Annotated in this window: 17 protein-coding genes; 4 read left to right on the top strand and 13 right to left on the bottom strand. The window is 64.1% G+C overall.

Annotation, left to right across the window (positions count from 1 at the left end):
- Positions 1-152: 152 nt before the first annotated feature.
- From C7450_RS27715 to C7450_RS27695, 5 genes are all read right to left on the bottom strand, one after another.
- Positions 153-860, bottom strand: coding sequence for an MIP family channel protein (locus C7450_RS27715; protein WP_110377729.1), 708 nt, complete (start codon positions 858-860; stop codon positions 153-155).
- Positions 861-1148: 288 nt separating this feature from the next.
- On the bottom strand, positions 1149-2108 hold the full coding sequence (locus tag C7450_RS27710) for a bifunctional helix-turn-helix transcriptional regulator/GNAT family N-acetyltransferase (RefSeq protein WP_110377728.1): 960 nt from the start codon (positions 2106-2108) through the stop codon (positions 1149-1151).
- A 162-nt stretch (positions 2109-2270) separates the two neighbouring features.
- Complete coding sequence (rpsD, locus tag C7450_RS27705) at positions 2271-2888, bottom strand: 30S ribosomal protein S4 (RefSeq protein ID WP_110377727.1); 618 nt, start codon at positions 2886-2888, stop codon at positions 2271-2273.
- 190 nt (positions 2889-3078) lie between these two features.
- Positions 3079-4002: a glutamate racemase gene (murI, locus tag C7450_RS27700; RefSeq protein WP_110377726.1), complete on the bottom strand. Its 924-nt coding sequence runs from the start codon at positions 4000-4002 to the stop codon at positions 3079-3081.
- 108 nt (positions 4003-4110) lie between these two features.
- Entirely contained in the window at positions 4111-4959 is an 849-nt protein-coding gene (locus C7450_RS27695) for an RNA methyltransferase (protein WP_110377725.1), read from the bottom strand.
- A 315-nt stretch (positions 4960-5274) separates the two neighbouring features.
- On the opposite strand from C7450_RS27695, the gene C7450_RS27690 reads away from it, so the two are divergent.
- From C7450_RS27690 to C7450_RS27675, 3 genes are all read left to right on the top strand, one after another.
- Positions 5275-6510, top strand: coding sequence for a TadE/TadG family type IV pilus assembly protein (locus C7450_RS27690; protein WP_110377724.1), 1236 nt, complete (start codon positions 5275-5277; stop codon positions 6508-6510).
- A gap of 162 nt (positions 6511-6672) precedes the next feature.
- Positions 6673-7887, top strand: a complete 1215-nt coding sequence (locus C7450_RS27685; protein WP_110377723.1) for an NADP-dependent isocitrate dehydrogenase — start codon at positions 6673-6675, stop codon at positions 7885-7887.
- A 1093-nt stretch (positions 7888-8980) separates the two neighbouring features.
- Complete coding sequence (locus C7450_RS27675) at positions 8981-9370, top strand: response regulator (protein ID WP_170147480.1); 390 nt, start codon at positions 8981-8983, stop codon at positions 9368-9370.
- Positions 9371-9559: 189 nt separating this feature from the next.
- On the opposite strand, the gene alaS is transcribed toward C7450_RS27675, so the two are convergent.
- The 5 genes from alaS to C7450_RS34775 form a co-directional block, all read right to left on the bottom strand.
- Positions 9560-12202, bottom strand: coding sequence for an alanine--tRNA ligase (gene alaS, locus C7450_RS27670; RefSeq protein WP_110377720.1), 2643 nt, complete (start codon positions 12200-12202; stop codon positions 9560-9562).
- A 303-nt stretch (positions 12203-12505) separates the two neighbouring features.
- On the bottom strand, positions 12506-13591 hold the full coding sequence (gene recA / locus C7450_RS27665) for a recombinase RecA (RefSeq protein ID WP_110377719.1): 1086 nt from the start codon (positions 13589-13591) through the stop codon (positions 12506-12508).
- A 444-nt stretch (positions 13592-14035) separates the two neighbouring features.
- The gene (locus C7450_RS27660; protein ID WP_110377718.1) at positions 14036-15115 is read right to left on the bottom strand and encodes an NAD(P)H-dependent glycerol-3-phosphate dehydrogenase; all 1080 of its coding nucleotides are present in this window, start codon (positions 15113-15115) and stop codon (positions 14036-14038) included.
- Positions 15116-15202: 87 nt separating this feature from the next.
- Positions 15203-17731 carry a cell cycle histidine kinase CckA gene (gene cckA / locus C7450_RS27655; RefSeq protein WP_110377717.1) on the bottom strand — a complete coding sequence of 843 codons (2529 nt, stop codon included), beginning with the start codon at positions 17729-17731 and terminating at the stop codon, positions 15203-15205.
- A 620-nt stretch (positions 17732-18351) separates the two neighbouring features.
- The gene (locus tag C7450_RS34775) at positions 18352-18786 is read right to left on the bottom strand and encodes a hypothetical protein (RefSeq protein ID WP_245450151.1); all 435 of its coding nucleotides are present in this window, start codon (positions 18784-18786) and stop codon (positions 18352-18354) included.
- A gap of 723 nt (positions 18787-19509) precedes the next feature.
- On the opposite strand from C7450_RS34775, the gene C7450_RS34770 reads away from it, so the two are divergent.
- A complete protein-coding gene (locus C7450_RS34770) occupies positions 19510-19869 on the top strand; it encodes a hypothetical protein (protein WP_146227568.1) in 360 nt (119 codons plus the stop codon).
- A 233-nt stretch (positions 19870-20102) separates the two neighbouring features.
- On the opposite strand, the gene dksA is transcribed toward C7450_RS34770, so the two are convergent.
- From dksA to C7450_RS27625, 3 genes are all read right to left on the bottom strand, one after another.
- Positions 20103-20522, bottom strand: a complete 420-nt coding sequence (gene dksA / locus C7450_RS27635) for an RNA polymerase-binding protein DksA (RefSeq protein ID WP_110377714.1) — start codon at positions 20520-20522, stop codon at positions 20103-20105.
- Positions 20523-20721: 199 nt separating this feature from the next.
- Positions 20722-21792 carry a hypothetical protein gene (locus tag C7450_RS27630; protein WP_146227566.1) on the bottom strand — a complete coding sequence of 357 codons (1071 nt, stop codon included), beginning with the start codon at positions 21790-21792 and terminating at the stop codon, positions 20722-20724.
- 48 nt (positions 21793-21840) lie between these two features.
- Positions 21841-22815 carry a hypothetical protein gene (locus C7450_RS27625; protein ID WP_146227564.1) on the bottom strand — a complete coding sequence of 325 codons (975 nt, stop codon included), beginning with the start codon at positions 22813-22815 and terminating at the stop codon, positions 21841-21843.
- Positions 22816-22836: the final 21 nt, after the last annotated feature.

Genomic DNA, 22836 nt, shown 5'->3' with positions numbered 1-22836 from the left:
CAGGCCCGAGCCCGGAATGACAACGTGCCCCCTTCAAAACACAGCGGACTCTAGAGCATTTTCGAGCGAAGTGGACACCGGTTCGCGTGAAGAAAATGCGCTAAAACAAAGACATGGAGCATTTTCGCGATTCGGAGAAACGCGAAAATGCTCTAGCTGTTGTCGGCCGAAAGCAGGCTGCCGACCTTGAAGAGAACGCCGGCGATAGCCGCACCGATCAGCGGCGCCACAATGAACAGCCACACCTGCCCGAGTGCCCCCGGATTGGTTCCCGCGCCAACGATGGCAGGGCCAAGCGAGCGGGCCGGATTGACCGAGGTTCCGGTGATATTGATGCCGACGAGATGGACGGCGACCAGGGTGAAGCCGATGGCAAGGCCGGCGAACTGGGAGGGAGCGCCGGATTGCGTGACGCCGAGAATGCACACCAGAAACAGAAAGGTCGCAACCACCTCGAAGATCAAGGCGGAGGTCAGATTATACTCACCGAAATGGCCAGCGCCCCAGCCGTTTTGGCCGAGACCGCCATTCCAGCCGGACGCCTTGCCGGACAGGATGAGATAGAGCACCACGGCGGCGACAAGCGCCCCCAGGACCTGCGCGATCCAGTACACGATCAGGTCTCCGGCCGACATGCGCCCGGCAACGAAGACGCCGAGACTGACCGCCGGGTTGATATGACACCCGGATATCGGCCCGATACCATAGGCCATGGCCACGATCGACAGACCGAACGCCGTCGCAATGCCCAACACATCAATCGCCGTCGGCCCGGTCCCCATCCCCGCAATAACTGCCGCGCCGCAGCCGAAAAAAACAAGAGCGAATGTTCCGACGAACTCAGCCGCTGCCTTTTTCATGAGTAGTCCCTCATAAACCGCCGGATCCCCACCGGCATGCAAAAGCTAAGCGACGGCCGTGATAATCTGTCCATCCTCCCATGAGCACGCGCGCATAAAAGTTGTGCAGTGGCTCATCAAGGGCATGGTCTTTATACGCATAAGATGTACTTTTGATATGGAACAATCATAGGATGTGAAAAAACCCTCTGATATCCATGAAATATACGAACTTATGAGTTGATCTCGGCGAATCACCCGACGCGTGGCGGCACTGAACACCTGCAGCGCGTGCCGCGTGCCCGAAAATCAAGGCCTCTTGCGGACGAACCGCTGTTCCAGAACCTCCTTCCCCCATTGGGCGCCGCGGCGTTCCTCGACGCAGTCAAAGCCGTTCGCCTCGTAGAGGTGGCGGGCAGCAGTGAGACCCGCAAAGGTCCATAGATGCGTCTCGGCAAAGCCCGCGTCGTCGGCAAAAGCCAGCGCGGACGCAATGAGCCTCCTCCCGACACCGCCGCCGCGCACAGAATCGTCGACGATGAACCAGCGCAGATGCGCGATCCCTGGTCCGGGTCCCTGTGCCATGTCCTCGCCATCGATGGCGACCGAACCCACGATCTCGCCCGCGCGCATCGCCACCCAGATCGCGTTCACCGGATTCTCCAGGCGGTCGCAGAATGCGGCGAGGCCGCCGGCCACAACGGATTCGAACCTTCGGCCAAAGCCCGACGTGCGCGCATAATAGAGCGCATGCATCTGTGTGATGCGCGCGATCAGTCCCGTGCGGTAGCCGGACGCGATGTCGATATGTGACGAGCCGGACGGGCGCCCGGTAACGCCGTCCGACAGCGCCGCGGCATAGAGGCGAAGGCCGTCGAGCACGATCCGGTCCTGTCCGGGTTGAAGTCGCGCGAGCGCATCCACGATCTGAGAGCGGGCGAAATCGTGGATCGCCGCGACGCGCTCTCGTCCCGCGGCGCTCAATGACAGACGCTTGCGCCTACCGTCCGTTTCCTCGGCCGTCTCCGTCACGTCTCCCGACAGGACAAGCTTGCGCAACATCCGGCTGACGCTCGATTTCTCAAGGCGCAGACGTGCGCCAAGGTCATTCGCCGTCAGGCCCTCGCACGCCTCGATTTCAATCAGCGCATGCACGGCGGACGGCGAAAGGTCCGTGCCCGCGAAAGGACCGCCCATGAAACCAAGCGCGCGGACAATCCGGCGCGAGGCGATCCGGACAGGGTCGACGACAGATGGAAGGGCAGTCATGCGGGATCCCTATAGTTGCATGATACAACTATATGGATAATCCCCGCCGGGACAAGCCCTGAAAGAGCGACCGCTCCCCTTCTGTCGCGAATCCTGACTGCGCGAGAGACCCAATAAAAAAGCCGCCCGAAGGCGGCTTTCTCGAAACGGCAGAACCGTTGATCAGCGCGAATAGAATTCGATGATCAGGTTCGGTTCCATCTGCACGGGATACGGCACGTCCGACAGGGTCGGCACGCGCACGAACTTCGCGACCATCTTGGAATGGTCTGCCTCGACATAATCCGGCACATCACGCTCGGCGAGGCCCACGCTCTCCAGCACGATGACGAGCTGCTTGGAGGCTTCCTTGACCTCGATCACATCGCCGGCCTTCACGAGGTAGCTCGGGATGTTGACGCGACGGCCATTGACCTTCACATGGCCATGGTTGACGAACTGGCGGGCGGCGAACACCGTCGGCACTAATTTGGCACGATAGACCACCGCGTCCAGACGGCGCTCGAGCAGACCGATGAGGTTCTCGCCGGAGTCACCCTTGAGGCGGATAGCCTCCTGGTAGTAGCGGCGGAACTGCTTCTCGGAGATCGAGCCGTAGTAACCCTTGAGCTTCTGCTTGGCGCGCAGCTGCGTGCCATAATCCGAAAGCTTGCCCTTGCGGCGCTGGCCATGCTGGCCGGGGCCGTATTCGCGGCGATTCACGGGGCTCTTCGGACGGCCCCAGATGTTCTGGCCAAGACGGCGATCAATCTTGTGCTTCGCCGCAATTCTCTTCGACATCGCGTGTCCTCTCGACAACGAGCTGGTTGAGGAACGCGCCCTCCTCTTCACCCATCCGACCGGGATGGACAACGACAGATCCGGCGGGCCGGATCACGGGTGCGCAAAAAAGCAACACGCGGGCTGGGAAGCCCGCGCGAGCTGAGGTTCTCTATGGCGATCGGCGGGCGAAGTCAAGCACGCGCAGACGTCAGGCGCGTGACGCAGCCAGGGCCACGGCAACGGCCGGCTCGCTCCCGGCGAGCGGCATGGCATCGACGACGATATCCGGCAGCCCCCGCGCGGCAAGCGCAGCGCGGAGCCGGTCGGTGACGATCGCGCCGCCCGTGAAGACCGCTTTGGCGGGAGGTGACGCACCGGTCTCGCCAAGATGGGGTGCGAAGCCCTGCTCCAGAAGGAGCTGGACCGCGCGGCGGGCGATCGCCGGCGCCGAATCGATCCATGTGACGGGCCAGGGCGCGAGCCGCTCGAGCTCGGCCTGCAGCAGGGGATAATGCGTGCAGGCGAGTACGACGACATCCGTGCGCGCGCCCTCATCCACGACGAAGGCCGGCGCGATCTCCGCTGCAATAGCGACGTCGCCGACGGGCTGACCCGTCAGGGCGTCCTCGGCAAGCCCGGCGAGCCCCGGCGCGCCCACGAGGGTGACCGTGCAATCGGCGGCAAAACTCGCAATGAGCCCCTGCGTATAGTCGCGCTTCACGGTGCCGGCCGTCGCCAGCACGCTGATGCGCTTGCTTGCGCTCGTCGCCGCAGCCGGCTTGATCGCGGGCACGGTGCCGACGAAGGGCAGGCTGTAGCGGGCACGCAGACCGGGCAGCACCAGCGTCGAAGCGGTATTGCAGGCAATCACCACGATGTCGGGCTCATGCTGCGCGATCAGCCGGTCCATGACCCGATCGACCCGCGCGATGAGATCGCTCTCGCCCAGACGTCCATAGGGAAAACCCGCATCATCGGCGGCATAGACGAAATGCGCGTCGGGCCGCGCTTTGCGCAATTCGGCGAACACGGTCAGGCCGCCGAGCCCGGAATCGAAGACCAGCACCTTTGGCGGCCGCAGCGGCATGACGGCCGGCCGAAAGGCCGCGTCCGCGGGACGATCGATACGCATCAGGGCCTATCCTCGATCACACCCATTGATGACCAGATTCCAGCATATCGCGCGATGTCCGTTACCGAAGCCTTGAAATTGCGTCGGAATTCCGCACGGGACGGGAAATTATGATGATGCGTCGTCCGGCCCGGCCTGCGGATCCGCGGCCGGAGGCATCGCGGCCCCGGCATGCCGGCCTGGGTGAGGCGCGTTGCGCCCCCCGCGCCGGCCATTGACCAGTGCGACGACGGCGCCGCGCAGGGTGCGCAGATCCTGCTCGGTCATCTTCATCCGGTGAAAGATGTTGCGCAGGTTGCGGATCATCCCGGGCTTCTTGGGCGCCGGCACGAAGAAGCCGCAGCTGTCCAGTTCACCTTCGAGATAGTCGAAAAACGACAGGAGACCTTCACGGGTCGGGGGCGGCGAGCGCTCCGGCGTCGCAAAAAGAAGCGCGGTGCCGTTCATCTTCATCCACTCATAGCCCAGGAGCAGGACGGCCTGGGCGAGATTGAGCGAGGCGAAGGCGGGATTCACCGGGAAGGTCACGACCGCGTCGGCAAGCGCGATGGCATCATTCTCGAGCCCGGATCGCTCGCGGCCGAAGAGAATGCCGACGCCTTCCCCAAGCGCGCTGCGCCGCGCGACGTCGGCCATGGCCTCATCGGCCCCGAGGATTTGCTTCATCTGGCCGCGCTCGCGCGCGGTCGTCGCCAAAACAAAGTTGAGGTCGGCGATGGCCGCCGGCACGTCGGGATACACCCGCGCCGCATTGAGAATGTGCACCGCGCCAGCCGCGGCGGCTTCCGCCTGCGCATTGGGGAAGGCGTCGCGCGGCGCCACCAGCCGAAGGTCCGACAGGCCGAAATTCGCCATGGCCCGGGCAGCCATGCCGATATTTTCCCCGAGCTGCGGCGCGACGAGAATGATCGCCGGTCCGCCGCTGATCATTGCCTTCGAGCGATCCGTGCCAGCCATTCTTTCTCCGGGCGCCGATTCCAAGCTGCGTGTATCGAGGGTCTCTCGGAGAAGGCATATAGAACATGTCGGCCCGCCGAGGGAACCGACAGCTCGGCAATTCCCGACGCAGCGCCCTCGGCTCAGGCGCGATCCCCATCGACGATATCGACGATGCAGTACCGCGCGTCGCGACCACGACCGAGGCCCTCTTCACCCTGCTCCACTTTGGGACCAGGCGCTCTCCGGTCTCTTCACCAGTCGGCAAGGGAATTCCAGCATCCTATAGGTGTATTGCGAATTCGATACAGCCATAGCGGTTAGCGGATAACGGCGATGTCCCCGCTCGGATCTTCCCCTTGCAGGCGTTGGCGTGGCGGGCTCTGTCGCTCCCTCTGCGCCCTCCTGCGCAGCCGGACCGGCAATGTCGCGATCCTGTTTGCGCTCCTGAGCATCCCGATGATCGGCGCCACCGGCGTGGCCATCGACTATGCCCGGGCGCAATCGATGCAAACCCGCCTGCGAAGCGCGCTCGACGCGGCTGTGCTGGCCGGCGTCACCCAGGAGGCCGGCCACCAGGTCGATAAAGCACGGGCCGTATTCGCCCTCAATGTTCGGGAACCATCGCTCCTCGTCGACCTGGACTTTCGCGAGAATACCAATGGAAGCCTGACCGGCCTGGTCTCGACCGATATGGCGACCACGGTGACGGCCCTCATCGGCGTCGACAGCCTGCGCGTGGAAACGCACGCAACCGCCGCCCTGAGGCGCGACCAGAACCGCGTGTGCATTCTGACGCTGGATCGAAGCGCCTCGCCAGGGTTGCTCGTCAACAGCGGCGCCGAGGTCCTGGCGAGCGACTGTGAGATCCATGTGCGCGCGACGGGCTCTCCCGCCGCCACCATCAATGCGCTCACGATCCTCGACGTCCGGCGCATCTGCGTGAGCGGTCAGGATGCCCTGGTCAACGGCGGTGCGAGGCCGCCTGAGACCGGTTGCAACGCCATCGACGACCCCTTCAGGGGCACGCTGCCAACGCCCTCCCTCAGTTGCACGGTTTCCTATCCCCCGCCCTACACCGCAGCTGCCGTCACGCTCAGTCCGGGGACCTATTGCGGCGACCTCGTCTTCCACGGCAGCCCCGTGATCACCCTGTTGCCCGGCATTTATGTCATCCGCGGCCAGATGATGTTGAACGCCGGCGCTGTGCTGCGTGGCGAGGAGGTGTCCCTCCACTTTCCGGACAATGCCTCGACGCTGCAGGCGAACAACGCGGTCAGGATCGAGCTCTCGGCGCCCACCAGCGGCGCCTTCGCCGATATCCTCATGTCGGAACCGCCGGGCCTGCCGCGGTCGAGCTTGGTCATCAACGCCGGATTGGGGCAATCCCTGCGCGGCCTCGTCTATCTGCCGAGCCGGGACTTGACGGTCAACGCGATGACCGGTGCCAGCGACGCCGCCGCGCTCGTGGTGAACACCCTGATTCTGAACGAGGGCGTCTGGCGTCTCGACGGCGGCAACAAGCCCATGACGACGACATCCGGAGAGCACAGCGCCTATCTGGTCGACTGACCGACCGACCAGGCTGCACGAATTGACGACAATCTTTCGGCCAACTGTTTGTGGTTGAAGCCTTCCCCCGCGGCGAATGGCGCTGTAGAAGCAGCGGAACATCGGCGTGCGCATCTGTACACCGAGACCCAATTCCTTTTCCCAGCGTGCAGGGGACAATCAATGGCTAAGATCAAGGTGGCGAACCCGGTCGTCGAACTCGACGGCGACGAAATGACCCGGATCATCTGGCAGCTTATCAAAGACAAGCTGATCCACCCCTATCTCGACATTGATCTGAAATATTACGATCTCGGAATCGAACACCGCGACGCCACCGGCGACAAGGTCACCGTCGAGGCGGCCGAGGCCATCAAGCGCTATGGCGTCGGTGTGAAATGCGCCACCATCACGCCGGACGAGGCCCGCGTGAAGGAGTTCAACCTCAAGGACATGTGGAAGTCGCCGAACGGCACCATCCGCAACATCCTCGGCGGCGTCATCTTCCGCGAGCCGATCATCTGCAAGAACGTGCCGCGCCTCGTACCGGGCTGGACCCAGCCCTTCGTCATCGGCCGCCATGCCTATGGCGACCAGTATCGCGCGACGGACTTCAGGGTGCCCGGCAAGGGCCGTCTGACCATCAAGTTCGAGGGCGAGGACGGCACGGTCATCGAGAAGGAGGTCTTCAACTTCCCCGGCTCCGGCGTCGCGATGTCGATGTACAATCTCGACGACTCGATCCGCGACTTCGCCCGCGCCTCCTTCAACTACGGCCTCGCGCGCAAGTATCCGGTCTATCTCTCCACGAAGAACACCATTCTCAAGGCCTATGACGGCCGCTTCAAGGACCTCTTCCAGGAGATCTTCGACGCCGAGTTCAAGGCGCAGTTCGACACGCTCGGACTGACCTATGAGCACCGCCTGATCGACGACATGGTTGCCTCCTGCCTGAAGTGGTCGGGCGGTTATGTCTGGGCCTGCAAGAACTACGACGGCGACGTGCAATCCGACACGGCCGCCCAGGGCTTCGGCTCGCTCGGGCTGATGACCTCCGTCCTGATGACCCCGGATGGCCAGACGGTGGAGGCGGAAGCCGCCCACGGCACGGTGACGCGCCACTACCGCGAGCACCAGAAGGGCAAGGAGACCTCGACGAACTCCATGGCCTCGATCTTCGCCTGGACCCGCGGCCTCATGCACCGCGCCAAGCTCGATGACAATGCCGACCTCAAGCGCTTCGCCGAAACGCTGGAAAAGGTCTGCGTCGACACCGTCGAGTCCGGCTACATGACCAAGGACCTCGCCCTCCTCGTCGGCGCCGACCAGACGTGGCTCTCCACCACGGGCTTCCTCGACAAGATCGACGAGAACCTGCAGAAGGCGATGGCCGCCTGATCCAGCCTTCCGATCGCGAGCGCCTCGCATGACGATGAGCCGTCGGGCCCGGAAGCCCGGCGGCTTTTTTGTGCCGGCAAGACCTGCGCGAACCCTGAAGCAATCGACATTCAGCTTTCAGCTGTCATGGCCGGGCTTGTCCCGGCCATCCCGATGAACCGAGGCGCCTTTCCGGTCGGCATCGGCGAAACTCGGCTGTTGCCGAGTTCCTGATCAATACCGAAATCGGGTGCACCCGACTTCGGGGACAAGCCCGGTGATGACAATGGTATCTCTTGGGCAATTCTTGAATGTCGACTGGTCCTGGAGCATTTCCGGCGAAGTCCGGTTCACCGGAAATGCTCGAGGTCTTTGTTTCGACGCATTGTCTTCACGCGAACCGGTGTCCACGTCGCTCGAAATGCTCCGGGCAAGTCCGTCGGTTGCGGATCTGCATTCCGATAGAAGCGACGCGCAATCCGACTTGGCGGGCATCCGCGCTGTCGATCCAGGCCGGATGAGCCTCCTGCCGGCGAGCTTCACTCCCCTGTTCGATCGCAAGACCGCCGCCCGCCCATAGCGCCACGCGAAGCATAGGCGTGGCGATGATATGGCTGTATAGTGCCTTACGCGGGACACTGGAGACGCCCCGTGGATGGATGCCCTTGCGTAAGCTGGTTCAGCTGTGAGGACATCGCAATCGCGGGTCGGCGCAAGCGGTGGGACGAATCCGACCAAAAAGGCAGCCCGCACCGGCGACGACGGCATCGGAACAGCAAGCGGACAAGCAAACAGGGCAATTTGCGTCCCCACCAGGATTGGAACGATCGGCTTTGAACGGCGAGACGCGGTCTCGAGCGCAGCCTGACTGACTAGAGCAAATCCGACTGAGATGGAATCGTCTGATGCCATCTAAACATTTGAATTTGCTCGTTAATTTTTGAGCGGAGCAAGTCCGCAAAAGACGGACTTGCTCTAGACGCCTTATCCAGCCCCATCGGATCCTAAAGGACACCGGCCGGGGAAAGTATGGTCACATGCTGGGAGGTACCGGAGGATGCGATGCGCAAGGCAAGGACGAAGCGCGATGCTCCAGATGGGCAGTGACATATCGTTGAACGATACAGAGGCCCTGCGCATCCTTCTCGTAGAGGACCATCCGCTCGTGCGCCTCACGACAAGCGACTTGCTCAATGACCTCGGCCATACTGTCGAGGAGGCTGCCGACGCGCAATCGGCGATCGCCTTCGTGGAAACCGGCGCGCCGATCGATATCCTCATCACGGATATCGGCTTGCCGGACATCCGCGGTACGCTCCTCGCCGCGGAGTGCCGCCGACGCCTGCCGGAACTGAGGATCATTTTCATCAGCGGCAACGACGCCGCAGGCGCCGACGACATCCCCAACGATCCGCTTCACCGCTTTCTTGAAAAGCCGTTCATGACCAGCGACTTGCAACGTACGCTGAGCGAACTTGCGGCGCCCCCTCCTCCGCTCTCCTGACGAAGATGAGGGTGGGCGCGGCATAGTTCCCCGCGCGGTGTGAGGCGCGAGCGAAATACCCCACGCGGCAGCGCTGCGGACGAGCGCTCCTGCAAATCCGGCCTGGATGAGATCCTCTGATACCATCCAGGCCGCTGAATTTGCTTATCTATTCCCGTGCAAGGCCAATCCGTAACAGACGGACTTGCCCTAGCCGGCGATAGCAGCCTCGATCGCCGCCAGCGCGTCCTCAGCCCGGGCCCCATCCGGGCCGCCCGCCTGGGCGAGATCCGGCCGTCCGCCGCCGCCGGCACCGCCGAGAACAGCGGAGCCAGCCTTGACCAATGTCACCGCGTTGACGGTATCGACCTTGTCGGCCGTCACGCCGACGATCAGGCTCGCGCGGCCGTCCTCGGCGACACTGACGAAGGCCACGACGCCGCTGCCGATGCGCTTCTTCGCATCATCGACGATCGCCTTGAGTTCCTTGGCCGGTGTATTGGCGAGGACACGCCCCATGTAGGTGACGCCGGCCACGGTCTTCGTCGCCTCGTCGCCGCCACCCCCAGTCGCGAGTTGCTTGCGTGCATCGGCCAGGTCACGCTCCAGCTTGCGGCGCTCCTCCAACAGGACCTCAAGGCGCCCGAAGGCATCGGCCGATGGAACCTTGAGGAGGCCCGCCAGAGCCTTAAGTTGCTGCGCTTCTTCGTTGAGATAGCGGCGGGCCGCATCCCCGGTCACCGCCTCGAGGCGACGCACGCCGGCGGCCACCGCTCCCTCGGAGAGGATTGTAACAAGTCCGATATCACCGGTACGGCCGACGTGAGTGCCGCCGCAAAGTTCGACCGAGAAGGCCTGGTTTCCACCGGGCGCACGGCCCATCGACACGACCCGAACCTCGTCGCCATATTTCTCGCCGAACAACGCGCGCGCGCCAGAGGCAATCGCGTCGTCGACGCCCATGAGGCGCGTCACGACCTCGCTGTTGCCCAGGAGAACCGCGTTGGCCATGGTCTCGACGGCCGAAAGCTCGTCCTCCGAGATGGGCTTCGGATGGCTGAAGTCGAAACGCAGCCTGTCCGGCGCCACCAGCGAGCCCTTCTGGGCGATATGATCGCCGAGCACGCGCCGCAAAGCTTCATGCAGAAGGTGGGTCGCACTGTGGTTCGAGCGGATCGCCAGACGGCGGCGATGATCGACCGTGAGCTCGACGGGGAGCCCGACCTTCAACGCGCCGCTCTTCACCACGACGCGGTGGACGAACAGATCACCCAGCTTCTTCTGCGTATCGAGGACATCGGCCTGCAAACCGACGCCGGCGATCAATCCGGTATCACCGACCTGGCCGCCGGACTCGCCGTAGAACGGCGTCTGGTTGAGGACGACATAGCCCTCCTGGCCCGGCTCGAGCTCCGACACCTCGACACCGTCGCGCAGCAGAGCGGTAATGACGCCCTCGGCGGTCTCCGTGTCGTAGCCGAGGAATTCCGTCGCCCCGAGCCGGTCCCGCAGGCCGAACCAGACCGCCTCGGTGGCCGCCTCGCCAGACCCGGACCAGCCGGCACGCGCCTTCTCCCGCTGGCGCTCCATCGCGGCATTGAAGCGATCGACATCGACGCCGATATCGCGCGCCCGCAACGCATCCTGCGTCAGATCAAGCGGAAAGCCGTAGGTGTCATAGAGAGTGAAAGCGACCTCGCCCGACAGCTTGTCACCGGATTGCAGCGCCCGCGTCTCCTCCTCGAGGATCGTGAGGCCGCGCTCCAGCGTCTTCCGGAAGCGAGTCTCCTCGAGCTTCAACGTCTCGGTGATCAGCGCCTCGGCCCGCACCAGCTCACCATAGGCCTGCCCCATCTCGCGCACGAGCGCCGGCACCAGCCGCCAGAGAATCGGCTCGCGCGCCCCGAGCAGCTCGGCATGGCGCATGGCGCGGCGCATGATGCGCCGCAACACATAGCCGCGCCCCTCGTTCGACGGCAGCACGCCATCGGCGACGAGAAAGGCCGAGGCCCTGAGATGGTCGGCAATGACGCGATGGCTCGCCTTCTGCGGTCCATCGGGGTCGACGCCGGTGAGATTGGCAACCGCCACGACCAGCGCGCGCATGAGGTCGGTCGCGTAGTTGTCATGCGTCCCCTGCAGCACCGCAGCGATTCGCTCCAGCCCCATGCCGGTATCGATCGAGGGCCGCGGCAGCACCACGCGGTTGCCCGGCGCGAGCTGCTCGTACTGCATGAACACCAGATTCCAGATCTCGATGAAGCGGTCGCCGTCTTCATCGGGGCTGCCGGGAGGACCGCCCGGAATATGGTCACCGTGGTCGTAGAAGATTTCGGAACAGGGACCACAGGGTCCCGTATCGCCCATCTGCCAGAAATTGTCTGAGGTCGGGATACGGATGATCTTGTCGTCCGAAAGGCCCGCGATCTTCTTCCAAAGGCCGTGGGCCTCGTCGTCCTCGGAGAAGACCGTCACCAGGAGCTTCTGCTCCGGCAGGCCGAATTCCTTGGTCACGAGCTTCCAGGCCAGCTCGATCGCGTCGGCCTTGAAATAGTCGCCGAAGGAAAAATTCCCGAGCATCTCGAAGAAAGTGTGGTGACGCGCGGTATAGCCGACATTGTCGAGGTCGTTATGCTTGCCGCCGGCACGGACGCATTTCTGGGATGTGGTCGCGCGCTTGTAGGGCCGCGTCTCCACGCCTGTGAAGACGTTTTTGAACTGCACCATGCCCGCATTGGTGAACATCAATGTCGGGTCGTTGCGCGGCACGAGCGGGCTCGAAGGCACGACCTCGTGGCCGTTCTTGGCAAAATAGTCGAGGAAGCTCGATCTGATCTCGTTAACGCCGCTCATTCGGTCCACATCCGCACACCAGCGACGGCACGCCTCGCGCCGCCTTCTCACTGCCAGGCATTCTTTCGAGGGCGAAGCCCTGCCCGAAAAAGCGGACATACTGGGAAAGCGATGAGCTTGGCAACAGCCGGTGTTTCTAGAGCGCCAGCATCAACCTGTCGATAGGCTCGATAGCCTGGTTCGCATGGTGACCTGCGAACCGCCGCAAAAGCGGCCCCCGCGCAACACCCCGGCAGCAGCCTCCCTGACGATGCACGCCCAAGCTCCGCCCGCCGAGCCATGACGCTCAAGTCAATTGGCAGATCAGGCCGCACCCTCGTCCAGATCTTCTGCCGTCGGATCCGCATTTTCAAGAATGCGGTCGGCGAGCACGCCGGAGTTCTGCCGGATGGCCATCTCGATCCGGTCGGCCACATCGGGATTGTTGCGCAGAAACTGCTTGGCATTCTCCCGACCCTGACCGAGCCGTTGGCTGTCATAGGAGAACCACGCGCCTGACTTCTCGACGATGCCGCCCTTGACACCAAGATCGACGAGTTCACCCACCTTGGACACGCCCTCACCATACATGATGTCGAACTCGACCTGTTTGAAAGGCGGCGCCACCTTGTTCTTCACCACCTTGACGCGCGTGGTGTTGCCGATGGTCTCGTCGCGATCCTTGATAGCGCCGATGCGACGGATATCAAGGCGGACCGATGCATAGAACTTCAAGGCATTGCCGCCGCTCGTCGTCTCGGGCGAGCCATACATCACGCCGATCTTCATGCGGATCTGGTTGATGAAGATGACCATGGTATTCGAGCGCGAAATGGAGGCCGTCAGCTTGCGCAACGCCTGGCTCATCAGGCGCGCCTGCATGCCGGGCTGCATATCGCCCATCTCGCCCTCGATCTCCGCCCGCGGTGTCAGGGCCGCGACCGAATCGACCACCAGAACGTCGATGGCGCCCGAACGCACCAGCGTGTCGGTGATTTCGAGCGCCTGCTCGCCGGTATCGGGCTGCGAGATGAGAAGATCGTCGAGCTTCACGCCGAGCTTGCGGGCATAGACGGGATCAAGCGCATGTTCGGCGTCGATGAACCCGCAGACACCGCCCTTCTTCTGGGCCTCGGCGATGGTGTGCAGCGCCAGCGTCGTCTTGCCCGACGATTCCGGGCCGTAGATCTCAACGATGCGGCCCCGCGGCAGCCCGCCGACGCCCAGCGCGATGTCAAGACCGAGCGAGCCCGTCGAAACCGTCTCGATCTCGATCGGCTTGTCGTTCTTGCCAAGACGCATGATCGAGCCTTTGCCGAAAGCGCGCTCGATCTGCGAGAGCGCGGCGTCAAGGGCTTTCGATTTATCCATGGAGCTGCCTTCCACGAGTCGCAAGCTGGACTGGGACATCAATGTCGTCCTTATGGCACGAGGCGAGAATGAAACTCAACGCTTAGAGCAAACCCGACTTGAGTGGAATCGTCCGATACCGATCAAGGCTATGAATTTACTCATCTATTTCTATGCGGAGCACGTCCGCGACAGACGGACTTGTTCGACGCGGGAAGCGCTGGGCGAAAGCTTGTGGGCAATCTGACCCGCCCTGAAAATGTACCCTTTTTGTTCTCTTTCGCAAGTTCTTTTTTTGTTCTCTTCAGCAAACCCGGCGTATCGGGCTCGGGAAGCGCGGCGGCGAAGCTGAGACGCCCCGGCAGCGGCCCACGGGCGCCTCACGCCTTGCGATCGGAAGCCTCGGGCAAATCCGAGCTGGATGGAAACGTCAAATTCCGTGCAAATCTTTGAATTTATTCGTCTATTTCTATGCGGAGCACGTCCGCGGCAGACGGACCTGCCTTAATGCGCGAGGCGAAGATCCATGCCATGAGGCTCAGCCCGAAACGGACGCGTCAGCAAGGCCGCCATGACATCGGCTATGGGCTGCCCGTCCAGCACCACGGCCCGCACGGCCTCGCAGATCGGCATGCTGACATTCAGGCTCCGCGCAAGATCCGTCACCGACTGCGCGTTCTCGACGCCCTCCACCACGACCGGGCGGCCGCCAAACATCTCCGCCGCCGAGCGGCCGGTCGCGAGCCCCATACCGTAGCGCATGTTGCGCGACTGCTCGCTGGAGCAAGTCAAGGTCAGATCGCCGATGCCGGAAAGGCCGGTCACCGTGTCGCGGCGCCCGCCGAGAGCCTCCGCCAGCCCCTTGATCTCGTCCAACCCACGCGTGATCAGCGCGGCACGGGTATTGGCGCCGAAGCCGAGCCCGGTCGCAATGCCGCAGGCGATCGCCAGCACATTCTTGACCGCGCCGCCCACCTCGACGCCGACCACGTCATCGGACACATAGGGACGGAAAGTCTGCGTCCCCAGCGCCACGGCGACAGCCGCCGCAAGCGACGTCTGCGGATCGGCCGCCGCATCGGCAGAAGCCACCGTGATGGCCGTCGGCATGCCGGCAGCCACCTCGCCCGCAAATGTCGGTCCTGAAAGCACGGCAAGCGCATGGCCCGGCAAGGCTTCCTCGATGACCGCCGCGAGCAGGAGGCCGCTGCCGCGCTCGATGCCCTTCGCGCAGATGACAACCGGTGTCCCCGGCCCGAGATGCGGGCGCAACGCCACAGCCGTCACGCGCAGAAACTGGGAGGGAACGACGATGAGAACGACATCGGCCCCCGCCACGACGGCAGCCAGATCGCTCTCCACGGAAACCGCCTCAGGAATGCGATGTCCGGGCAGGAACAACGTATTCTCGCGGGTCTCGCGAATGCTCGCCACGACCTCCTGTTCGCGCGCCCAAAGGCGCACGGAACGGCCCGCCCGCGCGGCGGTGATGGCAAGCGCGGTGCCCCATGCTCCGGCCCCGATCACCGCGACGCTGTCGAGGTGCCGGGCACCCTGCCCTTTCGCCCTATGCTCCGAGGTCATGGCCCCGACCCCTTCTCTCGTCCTGCATCGTCCTGTGTTTCTCTCCGGGCGCCACCGCCCGAGCCCGGCGCGCCCTGCCCCGCGCCGTCAGCGGACGACCATCGCGCCCTTCACGGCTTCAATGAGCTGCTTCAGGCTGAAAGGCTTCGGCAGGAAGGTGAAGTCCTCACCCTCCGGCAGGTGTTTCCGGAACGCGTCTTCCGCATAACCGGACACGAAGATGACCCTCAGGTCGGACTGCCTGGCCCGCAGCTCGCCGAGAAGGGTCGGCCCATCCATTTCCGGCATCACGACGTCCGAGACGACGAGATCGATCGGGGCATCACGCTCGTCGATGACAGCCAGCGCCTCGCGGCCGGAGCCCGCCTCGAGGACGGTGTAGCCACGGGTGGCGAGCGCACGCGCGGCGAAGGCACGGACCGCCTCCTCGTCCTCGACCAGGAGGATCGTGCCGCGTCCCGTCAGATCCGGCGTGGCGACCTTGCCAGCCGGGATCTTGACCGGCTCTTCGACGACGACCGGCTGGTGGCGCGGCAAGAAGATCGAGAATGTCGTGCCGACGCCAGGCTCGCTGTGGCAGAAAATATAGCCGCCGGTCTGCTTGACGATGCCATAGACCGTTGAAAGGCCAAGCCCGGTGCCCTTGCCGATCTCCTTCGTGGTGAAGAACGGCTCGAAGATCTTGTCGATCACGTCGGCCGGAATGCCGGTTCCCGTGTCGGACACCTCGATCAGCACATAATCAGCCACCGGCATGGACTTCTCGCCGCGCTTTTCGCTCTCGGCGGCTGGCACATTCGCCGTGCGGATCGTCAAAGTGCCCCCGTCCGTCATGGCATCGCGGGCGTTGACGGCCAGATTGACCACCACCTGCTCGAACTGGTTGACATCGGCCTTGACGAGCCACAGATCGCGGCCGTGGCGCAGATCCAGGGTGACATGCTCCCCGAGAAGCCGCTTCAGCAGGAGCGACAGATCGGACAGGCTGTCTCCGAGCTGGATCACCTGCGGACGCAGGGTCTGGCGACGCGAGAAGGCCAAGAGCTGGCGCACCAGGCTCGCCGCCCGGTTCGCATTCTGCTTGATCTGCATGATGTCCTGGAAGGAGGGATCCGTCGGACGGTGATTGGCGAGAAGGAGGTCCGAATAGCCGATGATCGCCTGCAGCACGTTGTTGAAATCATGCGCGACGCCCCCGGCGAGCTGCCCCACGGCCTGCATCTTCTGCGCCTGGGCGAATTGCGCTTCGAGCACGCGCTGTTCCGTCGTTTCCAAGGCATAGATGATCGCCACCTCGCCCGCGCCGTCTCCTTCGGTGTCTTCCACGCCAGTGATATAGAGCCTGGCCGAGCGCCCTCCGTCGCCGTCGACGGTCACCTCGATCGGCGTGATTTCGTCCCGGCCGGCGGCCGCCGAGGCCAGCGCGTTGCTCAGGGCTTCACGGTCCCGCTCGACCACCAGATCGAACAGCGAGCGCTCGCCGGCGCTGTCATTTTTGGCGAGCGCCGCGCCGAACAGGCGTGCGAAGGAGCCGTTTGATCCTGTGATCGCGCCATGGCGGCTGACGGTGGCGATGGCGACGGGCGTATTGTTGAAGAAGCGCGCGAAGCGGACTTCGGCGGCGCGCTGGCCCTCCGCGACATCCTCGCCGGGCGAGCGATTGAGCACGAGCGTGCGCGAGGGCCCGATGGCGCCGTCCGCACCGATGGCGACACGGTGGAACAGCCTGACCGGGAGAGACTTTCCGCCCCGCCGCCGCAGGTCGACATCGAGGATCTCGGTATGGACGTCGCCCGGCGCACCCTTGGCGGCGGCAATCAGCGCCGCCGCGTTGGCGGGCGCCACATCGCCCAGCTTCAGCCCGCCCGAGCCCACCTGTGCGAGGTCATGGTCGAGCCAGGTGGCGAGCGTCGCGTTCATATAGACGATGTCGCCGTCGGCATCGACGGAGAGGAAACCGGCCGGCGCATGATCGAGGTAGTCGATGGCGTGCTGGAGTTCCTGAAACACATTCTCCTGACGTTCACGGTCGCGGGTCACGTCCACGACGCTCCACACCGTCGCCGCGCGCCCCCCCGGCCGCGGCAGGGGGCGAACGCGCACGCGATACCAACCGGCGTCGCTGCCGGTCAGGCCCGGCTGCAGGCGTATCTCCTCCGTCGCGGGCCGGGATTCGCGCGCCGCCTGCGCGAGACGGTAGATGGCTTCCGACACGTCCGCGGTGCCGGAGAACAACCGTTCGACGATGCGCACATCCGCGGCCTTGGTCGTGCCGGAGAGCGTCAGATAGGCGTCATTCGCATAGATGACGCGGCTGTCCGGACCGACGACGACGATCCCCTCGGGCGCGGTATCGGCAAGATGCTTGGTCAGATCGTTGCGGGTGCCGCGGCCGGCAAGCTGCACGAAACCGATGGCGAGGCCGAACAGGCTGAACACGCCAACCATGGCAAGCAGGGCGAGGAACCCGACGATGAGCGGCTGCGCCGCATCGCTGGCAACGAAGCTCAAAGCCACAACCGCGCCGATCAGAACGATCGCGAGCAGCAGCACGAAACCGGCATGGCCTGGGCGGTCAGATCGGTCGATCGACCTGTTCACGCTCGTATCGCTCATCCCCCGACCTTTCGCACGCAATCGCCCCTAGCGGACACGCCAGCCCTTTCCTTGCCCATAAGGCTCTTGCACAAAAGGCCATCCCCCAAAAGCCCCCCCTGCAAAAGGCCTTCATGCAAAAGGCCCTCATGCAGAAGGCCCGCCTGCAAACGACCCTTATGCACGACGCTCGTCTTCCAACGGATCGGGAGCATCATCGCGTCCACGCCCCAAGGCAAGCTCGGCCACAGGTGGCGAGCCAGCCGCATGAAAAAGCCCCGACACCCGCGTTCGCAGGCACCCTCCACCCCTCCAGCATAACCCGAGCGATGGGAGAACGCCCCCTATACTCGCCGATCGAGAGCGTGTCCTGATCGAAAAATCGGGTCTGTCCTCGGATCAAACCCGAGGGCGACTTCTCCCGGATCATGCTCTGGCGTCCGTCCGCTTTGTGCCTGTTTGCGCCAAGAAGCGCCAGCGTGAGGTGATGATGTGGCAAAAAATCTATGTGGTTTGCATTAACCGTGGGTTAACCTTGCATTGCAAAAACCGTAGTGTTGCAACGTCTCGAAGTATCCCCGTATGCCGGTGGTGGGACCAACGGGAGACGCGCAGTGCAGTCGTTTTTTGGCTTAGAGATTTCAGCGGCGGTTCAGTATGTTATCGCGCTGATCATCATATTCGCGCTCCTGGCCGCCTTTGCTGTCGTCCTGCGTCGCATCACCGCGCCCCGCGCCAGAGGCGCGAATCAGGCTTCGTCGCGCACCAGGCAGCCTCGCCTTGCGGTGGTCGACACCTTTGATCTCGATCAGCGGCGGCAGTTGATCCTGTTGCGACGCGACAATGTCGAGCATCTCGTGATGGTCGGCGGTCCGACCGACATCGTCGTAGAGAGCGGGATCCTGCGCGGCGGCCAGCGCGCGCTTGCACCGGTCGGCAACCTGCCGTCGTCGATGGACGAGCACACCCCGCTTCCCCTCGATGTCGCGCTGTCTGCGATCGGTCGCAGCGCTGCGGGCGAAGCCACGGCCGAGAGCGCCCCCGAACCTGCCGGCCAGCGCCGGAGCGAAGCCCAATTTACGCCATTGCCGGATCTGCGCCAGGCCGGTGCGGCGGACAGGCGTAAAGCAGCGGTGGCGCCGCCCCAGACGCGGGATCCGCTGGGCAGTTTCAAGCGAGAGATGTCTCCCGCCACGGAAAAGCCGTCTGCGGAACGCCCCGGCTCCACCGATATAGGCGATCTGGCCGGTCCGCCCGGTTCGCCGACCCGCTCTGCGACGGCCCCGACGGCCCCTCCCCCAGAACCCGTTCAACCCGTCCGGCCCGTCACGTCCCCCTTGCCGGAGCCACGGCCAAGTGCTTCCCGGCCAAGTGCTTCCCGGCCAAGTGCTTCCCTGCCAAGTGCTTCCCTGCCAAGTGCGTCCCGGCCGAATGTTGTCCAACCTCCGCCCGCCAGACCTTCTCCGGCTGGGCCTGCGCCCGTCCGGCCCGATCCCGCCGCCCCCGGGATGGCAGCCTCGGAGTCCGAACCGATGTCCGCCATGGCACGCGAACTCGAACGGGCCCTGCAACGGCCCTTTTCCAGCGTGCGACCCAATGCGCCCGTTGCCACACCTTCTGGACCAACGCCGCCACCGCGGCCCAACGCACCCACAGGCAATAGCCCATTCGGCAACACATCTCCCGGATCGGCCGCCACGTCCGGCTCACCACTGGCCGGCGCCGCGCCCCAAGGCGCTATTCAACCGGCAGGCGCCGTCCGGCCCCGGTCCACGGCACCGAATGCGCCGTGGGATCAGTTGTCCGCAGCGACGAAGCGCCCCGTCCCGTCGGACGCTGCCGCCGTCGCAGCCGCTCCTGCCGACAAACCTGCCGGCCAACAGCCGGGCCCGGCGGCCGCGCATCCACCGAGCAATGAGTGGCCCTCGCCCGCCAAGACGACCTCGCCCGCCAAGACGACCTCACCTGGCAAGACTACCTCACCTGGCAAGACTACCGCGCCTGGCAATCTCGCAACTGACGAGCGCTCTTCTGCCAAGAACGAGGCTTCGGGGGCCGAGGCGGCGCCTCCCCAGAAGACGAATGTCGATCCTTTCTCCGTCGACGACATCGAAGCCGAATTCGCTCGGCTCCTCGGACGCACACCGCCGACACGGTGAACGTTGCTCGCGCAAATCCGGCCTCGATCGAATGAACTCGGACCTTCCGAGCCGGTGAATTTCCTCATGCGGTGTGGAGCGGAGCAAGTCCGCCATTGAGGGGCTCGCTCTAAGGCATTGCCGGTAAGGCAAAAAAAGAGGCGCTCCCGGTGATCGGAAGCGCCTTTTTTGTCGTGGGCAAGTACCCGCCGGACCATGACACCAAGGCCAGGCGGCACTCCCGCACCCATCCGTCAGTCATCGCGATAGACACGCTCATTGCGTTCGTGCCGCTCTTGCGCCTCCAGCGAAAGCGTCGCTATGGGACGCGCCTCAAGCCGCTTCAAGGAGATCGGCTCGCCGGTCTCCTCGCAATAGCCATAGGAGCCGTCCTCGATCCGCAGCAGCGCCGCCTCGATCTTGGCGATCAGCTTGCGCTGGCGGTCCCTGGCCCTGAGTTCAATGGCCCGGTCCGTTTCCGATGAAGCGCGATCGGCCAGATCCGGGTGATTCTCGCTCTCGCTTTGCAGCGCGACCAACGTCTCGCGGCTTTCCCGCAGGATGTCCTCTTTCCAATTCAGAAGCTTGCGTCGAAAATATTCTCGCTGACGCTCGCTCATGAACGGCTCGTCTTCTGACGGGCGGTAGCTCTCGTCGATTACGATATCCGACATGCGTGGCTTTGCTCTTATCCCCTGAGCCCCTCGTGAGGCGCCGCCTATATAACGAGCCAAAGCCGCGGCGACAACGCGGATTACAGTCACCTTTTGGTGCAGGGTGGCAAAAAGTTTGAGCCATTGGCCCCAAATTGCGCAGGCCGCCACTCAAAACATTGATAATAAACATATTCTAAAACAAGGTCGCAGATGGCCCTCAGGGCTTCGCCGCACGCTCGTCTTGGACGGCCGCCGCAATTTCGGCCTCGATGCGCCTGGCAAGGGTCTTCCGATAATGCGTATGGTCGAAGAAATTGCCGGGGTCCCGATTCTCCGGACGGTCGAAACGCCAATCGATGATCCGGGTGTTGGGGCGTGCCGCGGCGAGCTTGGCGAAGACATCGCGGCATACCGTTTCCGCCTTGGCAGCCTCCGTGCCCGGCTCGGGCAGTCCTGTAATGTAGACAGGGGGCCGAACGAGAATGACGACGGTCTCGGCAGGCAACGCGGCAATGCGCGCCGCAACGGCATCCGCTGCGGGAAAATGCGAGCCAAGATTAACGTCCGCGGTCCCCTGCGGCTTGTCGAGTTCCGCACGCATATGGGCAAGCTGTTGGGGCGTCCCTACGCCGTAGACATTCTCATAATCCCAGAAACCATCGGGCCGTGCCTGAGGTCTGTGCCCGATGAGATAGGAGAAATAGTTGCGCAGCCCGCTGAGCGACGACGAGCGGAACAGGCCCTGGAGATACTCAAGGGTCGAGCGGCTGTAGAGCCAGTAGGGGAAGGGATTGACCTGTTTCGACAGGTCGTCGCTGCACCAGACGCCGTCGATGCCGAGCACCATGACCTTGGGCGGCGCGCGGCGATGGGCCATGAACCAGTCCCAGGTCGTCAACAATTCCTTCGGCAATCCGCCCTGCACCACCAGCGCGACGAAAGGAATGCCGGTCTCCTCGGTCAGCGCAGCAGGATCGATCATCTGTACCCGCGAGTTGCCGATGATCGCCGAGTTGTAGGCCTGATCCCGCGCTCGGCTGACGTTGGCCGTGCGAGGCCCCTGCTGCGGCACGCCCTCCTTCAGGCGCAGAGGAGAACGCCCGGTGTCGAAGGGATCGACGAGGAACATCAGCGCGATCAGGCCCGCGAGGAAGCCGAATGACGCCACCGAGAAAATGAGGGTGAAGCGCCACCAGGTTGCCGGGTTGACATCACGCATCGGCACGGCGAGCCGCCGCCCGAGGCGGCTGACCAATTCTCTTTGCGCTTCTGTAGCCGGGAGATGCATTCAATCGACTTTCTGAACGATGAGGCGGGCAGCGTCCACAGCCGTGGATCAGCTGTCCGGTGGCCGCGTCTTGTTGAGAATCGCGGCGATATCGGCCTCCATCAGACGGGCCAGCCCCTTGCGGTAGTGGCTGTGGTCAATGAACGCGTCGCGGTTGCGGGTTTCCGGCCGGTCGACGCGCCAGTCGATCAGATAGGTATTCGGCCGCCCCGCAGCCACCGCCTCATGGGCTGCCCGGCAGGCCGCATCGGTTCTTGCCATATCGCTTCCGGGGGCACCGAGCCCGGTGACATAGACGGGTGGACGCACCAGAATGACGGTCGTTTCCGGCGGCACGTAGGCGAGGCGCTCGGCCAGCGCTTCCGCCGCACCGAACCGGCCGGTGAGATTGATCTCGATCTCCGTGTCGGGTCCCAGCAACGCCTGCCGCCGCTCCGGCGTGTCATAGCCCAGGGCCGCATAGACCGGCTCGTAGTCCCAGTAGCCGTCGGCGCGCGCGCGGTCGCGCAAGCCCATGAGATAGCCGAGATAGCGGGGCAGATAGTCCGCCAGCACGCTGTAGCGGAAGAGCCCGTCGATATAGGCGACCGGGGATCGATCATAAAGCCAGAACGGGAAAGGATCTGTCGGGCTCGCCGAGACGCGCGCATCGCACCAGGGCATGTCCAGCCCGATGATGATCGCCCGCGGCGGCGTTGTACGCGACTGCATGAACCAGTCGAGCACCGCCAGTTGCTCGCGCGAGCGGCTGGCCTGGACAACCAGGGAGACGAAGGGGATGCCGGTCGCCTGCCGGAGCCGCGCGGGCTCCAACGCCTGAATGCGTGAATTGCCAATGATGGCAGCCTGGAAGGCCGGATCCCGGCCGCGGCTGGCATTCTCGAGGCGACTGGTGGTCGCGTTCTCGGCATCCGGCGCGGCAATCCCGGGGGCGCGGGAAATGGGCGAACGGCCGCTGTCGAAGGGATCGATCAGGAATAACAGCGCCAGGACGCCGACGAGGCCCCCTGTCGCGGACACCATGAAGATCACCGCGAACCGTCG

It is taken from the genome of Chelatococcus asaccharovorans (assembly GCF_003201475.1).
Taxonomy (GTDB): Bacteria; Pseudomonadota; Alphaproteobacteria; order Rhizobiales; family Beijerinckiaceae; genus Chelatococcus; species Chelatococcus asaccharovorans.
The sequence above is the reverse complement of the archived record's forward strand: the minus strand, read 5'-3'. Positions and strand labels throughout refer to the sequence as shown.

Excerpts from the sequence above, each read along its gene's own strand:
- C7450_RS27660 (WP_110377718.1), bottom strand. The coding sequence starts at position 15,115 with ATGACCTCGGAGCATAGGGCGAAAGGGCAGGGTGCCCGGCACCTCGAC.
- C7450_RS27685 (WP_110377723.1), top strand. The coding sequence starts at position 6,673 with ATGGCTAAGATCAAGGTGGCGAACCCGGTCGTCGAACTCGACGGCGAC.
- C7450_RS27710 (WP_110377728.1), bottom strand. The coding sequence starts at position 2,108 with ATGACTGCCCTTCCATCTGTCGTCGACCCTGTCCGGATCGCCTCGCGC.
- C7450_RS27630 (WP_146227566.1), bottom strand. The coding sequence starts at position 21,792 with ATGCATCTCCCGGCTACAGAAGCGCAAAGAGAATTGGTCAGCCGCCTC.
- C7450_RS27690 (WP_110377724.1), top strand. The coding sequence starts at position 5,275 with ATGTCCCCGCTCGGATCTTCCCCTTGCAGGCGTTGGCGTGGCGGGCTC.
- rpsD (WP_110377727.1), bottom strand. The coding sequence starts at position 2,888 with ATGTCGAAGAGAATTGCGGCGAAGCACAAGATTGATCGCCGTCTTGGC.
- C7450_RS27715 (WP_110377729.1), bottom strand. The coding sequence starts at position 860 with ATGAAAAAGGCAGCGGCTGAGTTCGTCGGAACATTCGCTCTTGTTTTT.
- C7450_RS27695 (WP_110377725.1), bottom strand. The coding sequence starts at position 4,959 with ATGGCTGGCACGGATCGCTCGAAGGCAATGATCAGCGGCGGACCGGCG.
- alaS (WP_110377720.1), bottom strand. The coding sequence starts at position 12,202 with ATGAGCGGCGTTAACGAGATCAGATCGAGCTTCCTCGACTATTTTGCC.
- dksA (WP_110377714.1), bottom strand. The coding sequence starts at position 20,522 with ATGTCGGATATCGTAATCGACGAGAGCTACCGCCCGTCAGAAGACGAG.
- recA (WP_110377719.1), bottom strand. The coding sequence starts at position 13,591 with ATGTCCCAGTCCAGCTTGCGACTCGTGGAAGGCAGCTCCATGGATAAA.
- cckA (WP_110377717.1), bottom strand. The coding sequence starts at position 17,731 with ATGAGCGATACGAGCGTGAACAGGTCGATCGACCGATCTGACCGCCCA.
- C7450_RS27625 (WP_146227564.1), bottom strand. The coding sequence starts at position 22,815 with ATGGTGTCCGCGACAGGGGGCCTCGTCGGCGTCCTGGCGCTGTTATTC.
- murI (WP_110377726.1), bottom strand. The coding sequence starts at position 4,002 with ATGCGTATCGATCGTCCCGCGGACGCGGCCTTTCGGCCGGCCGTCATG.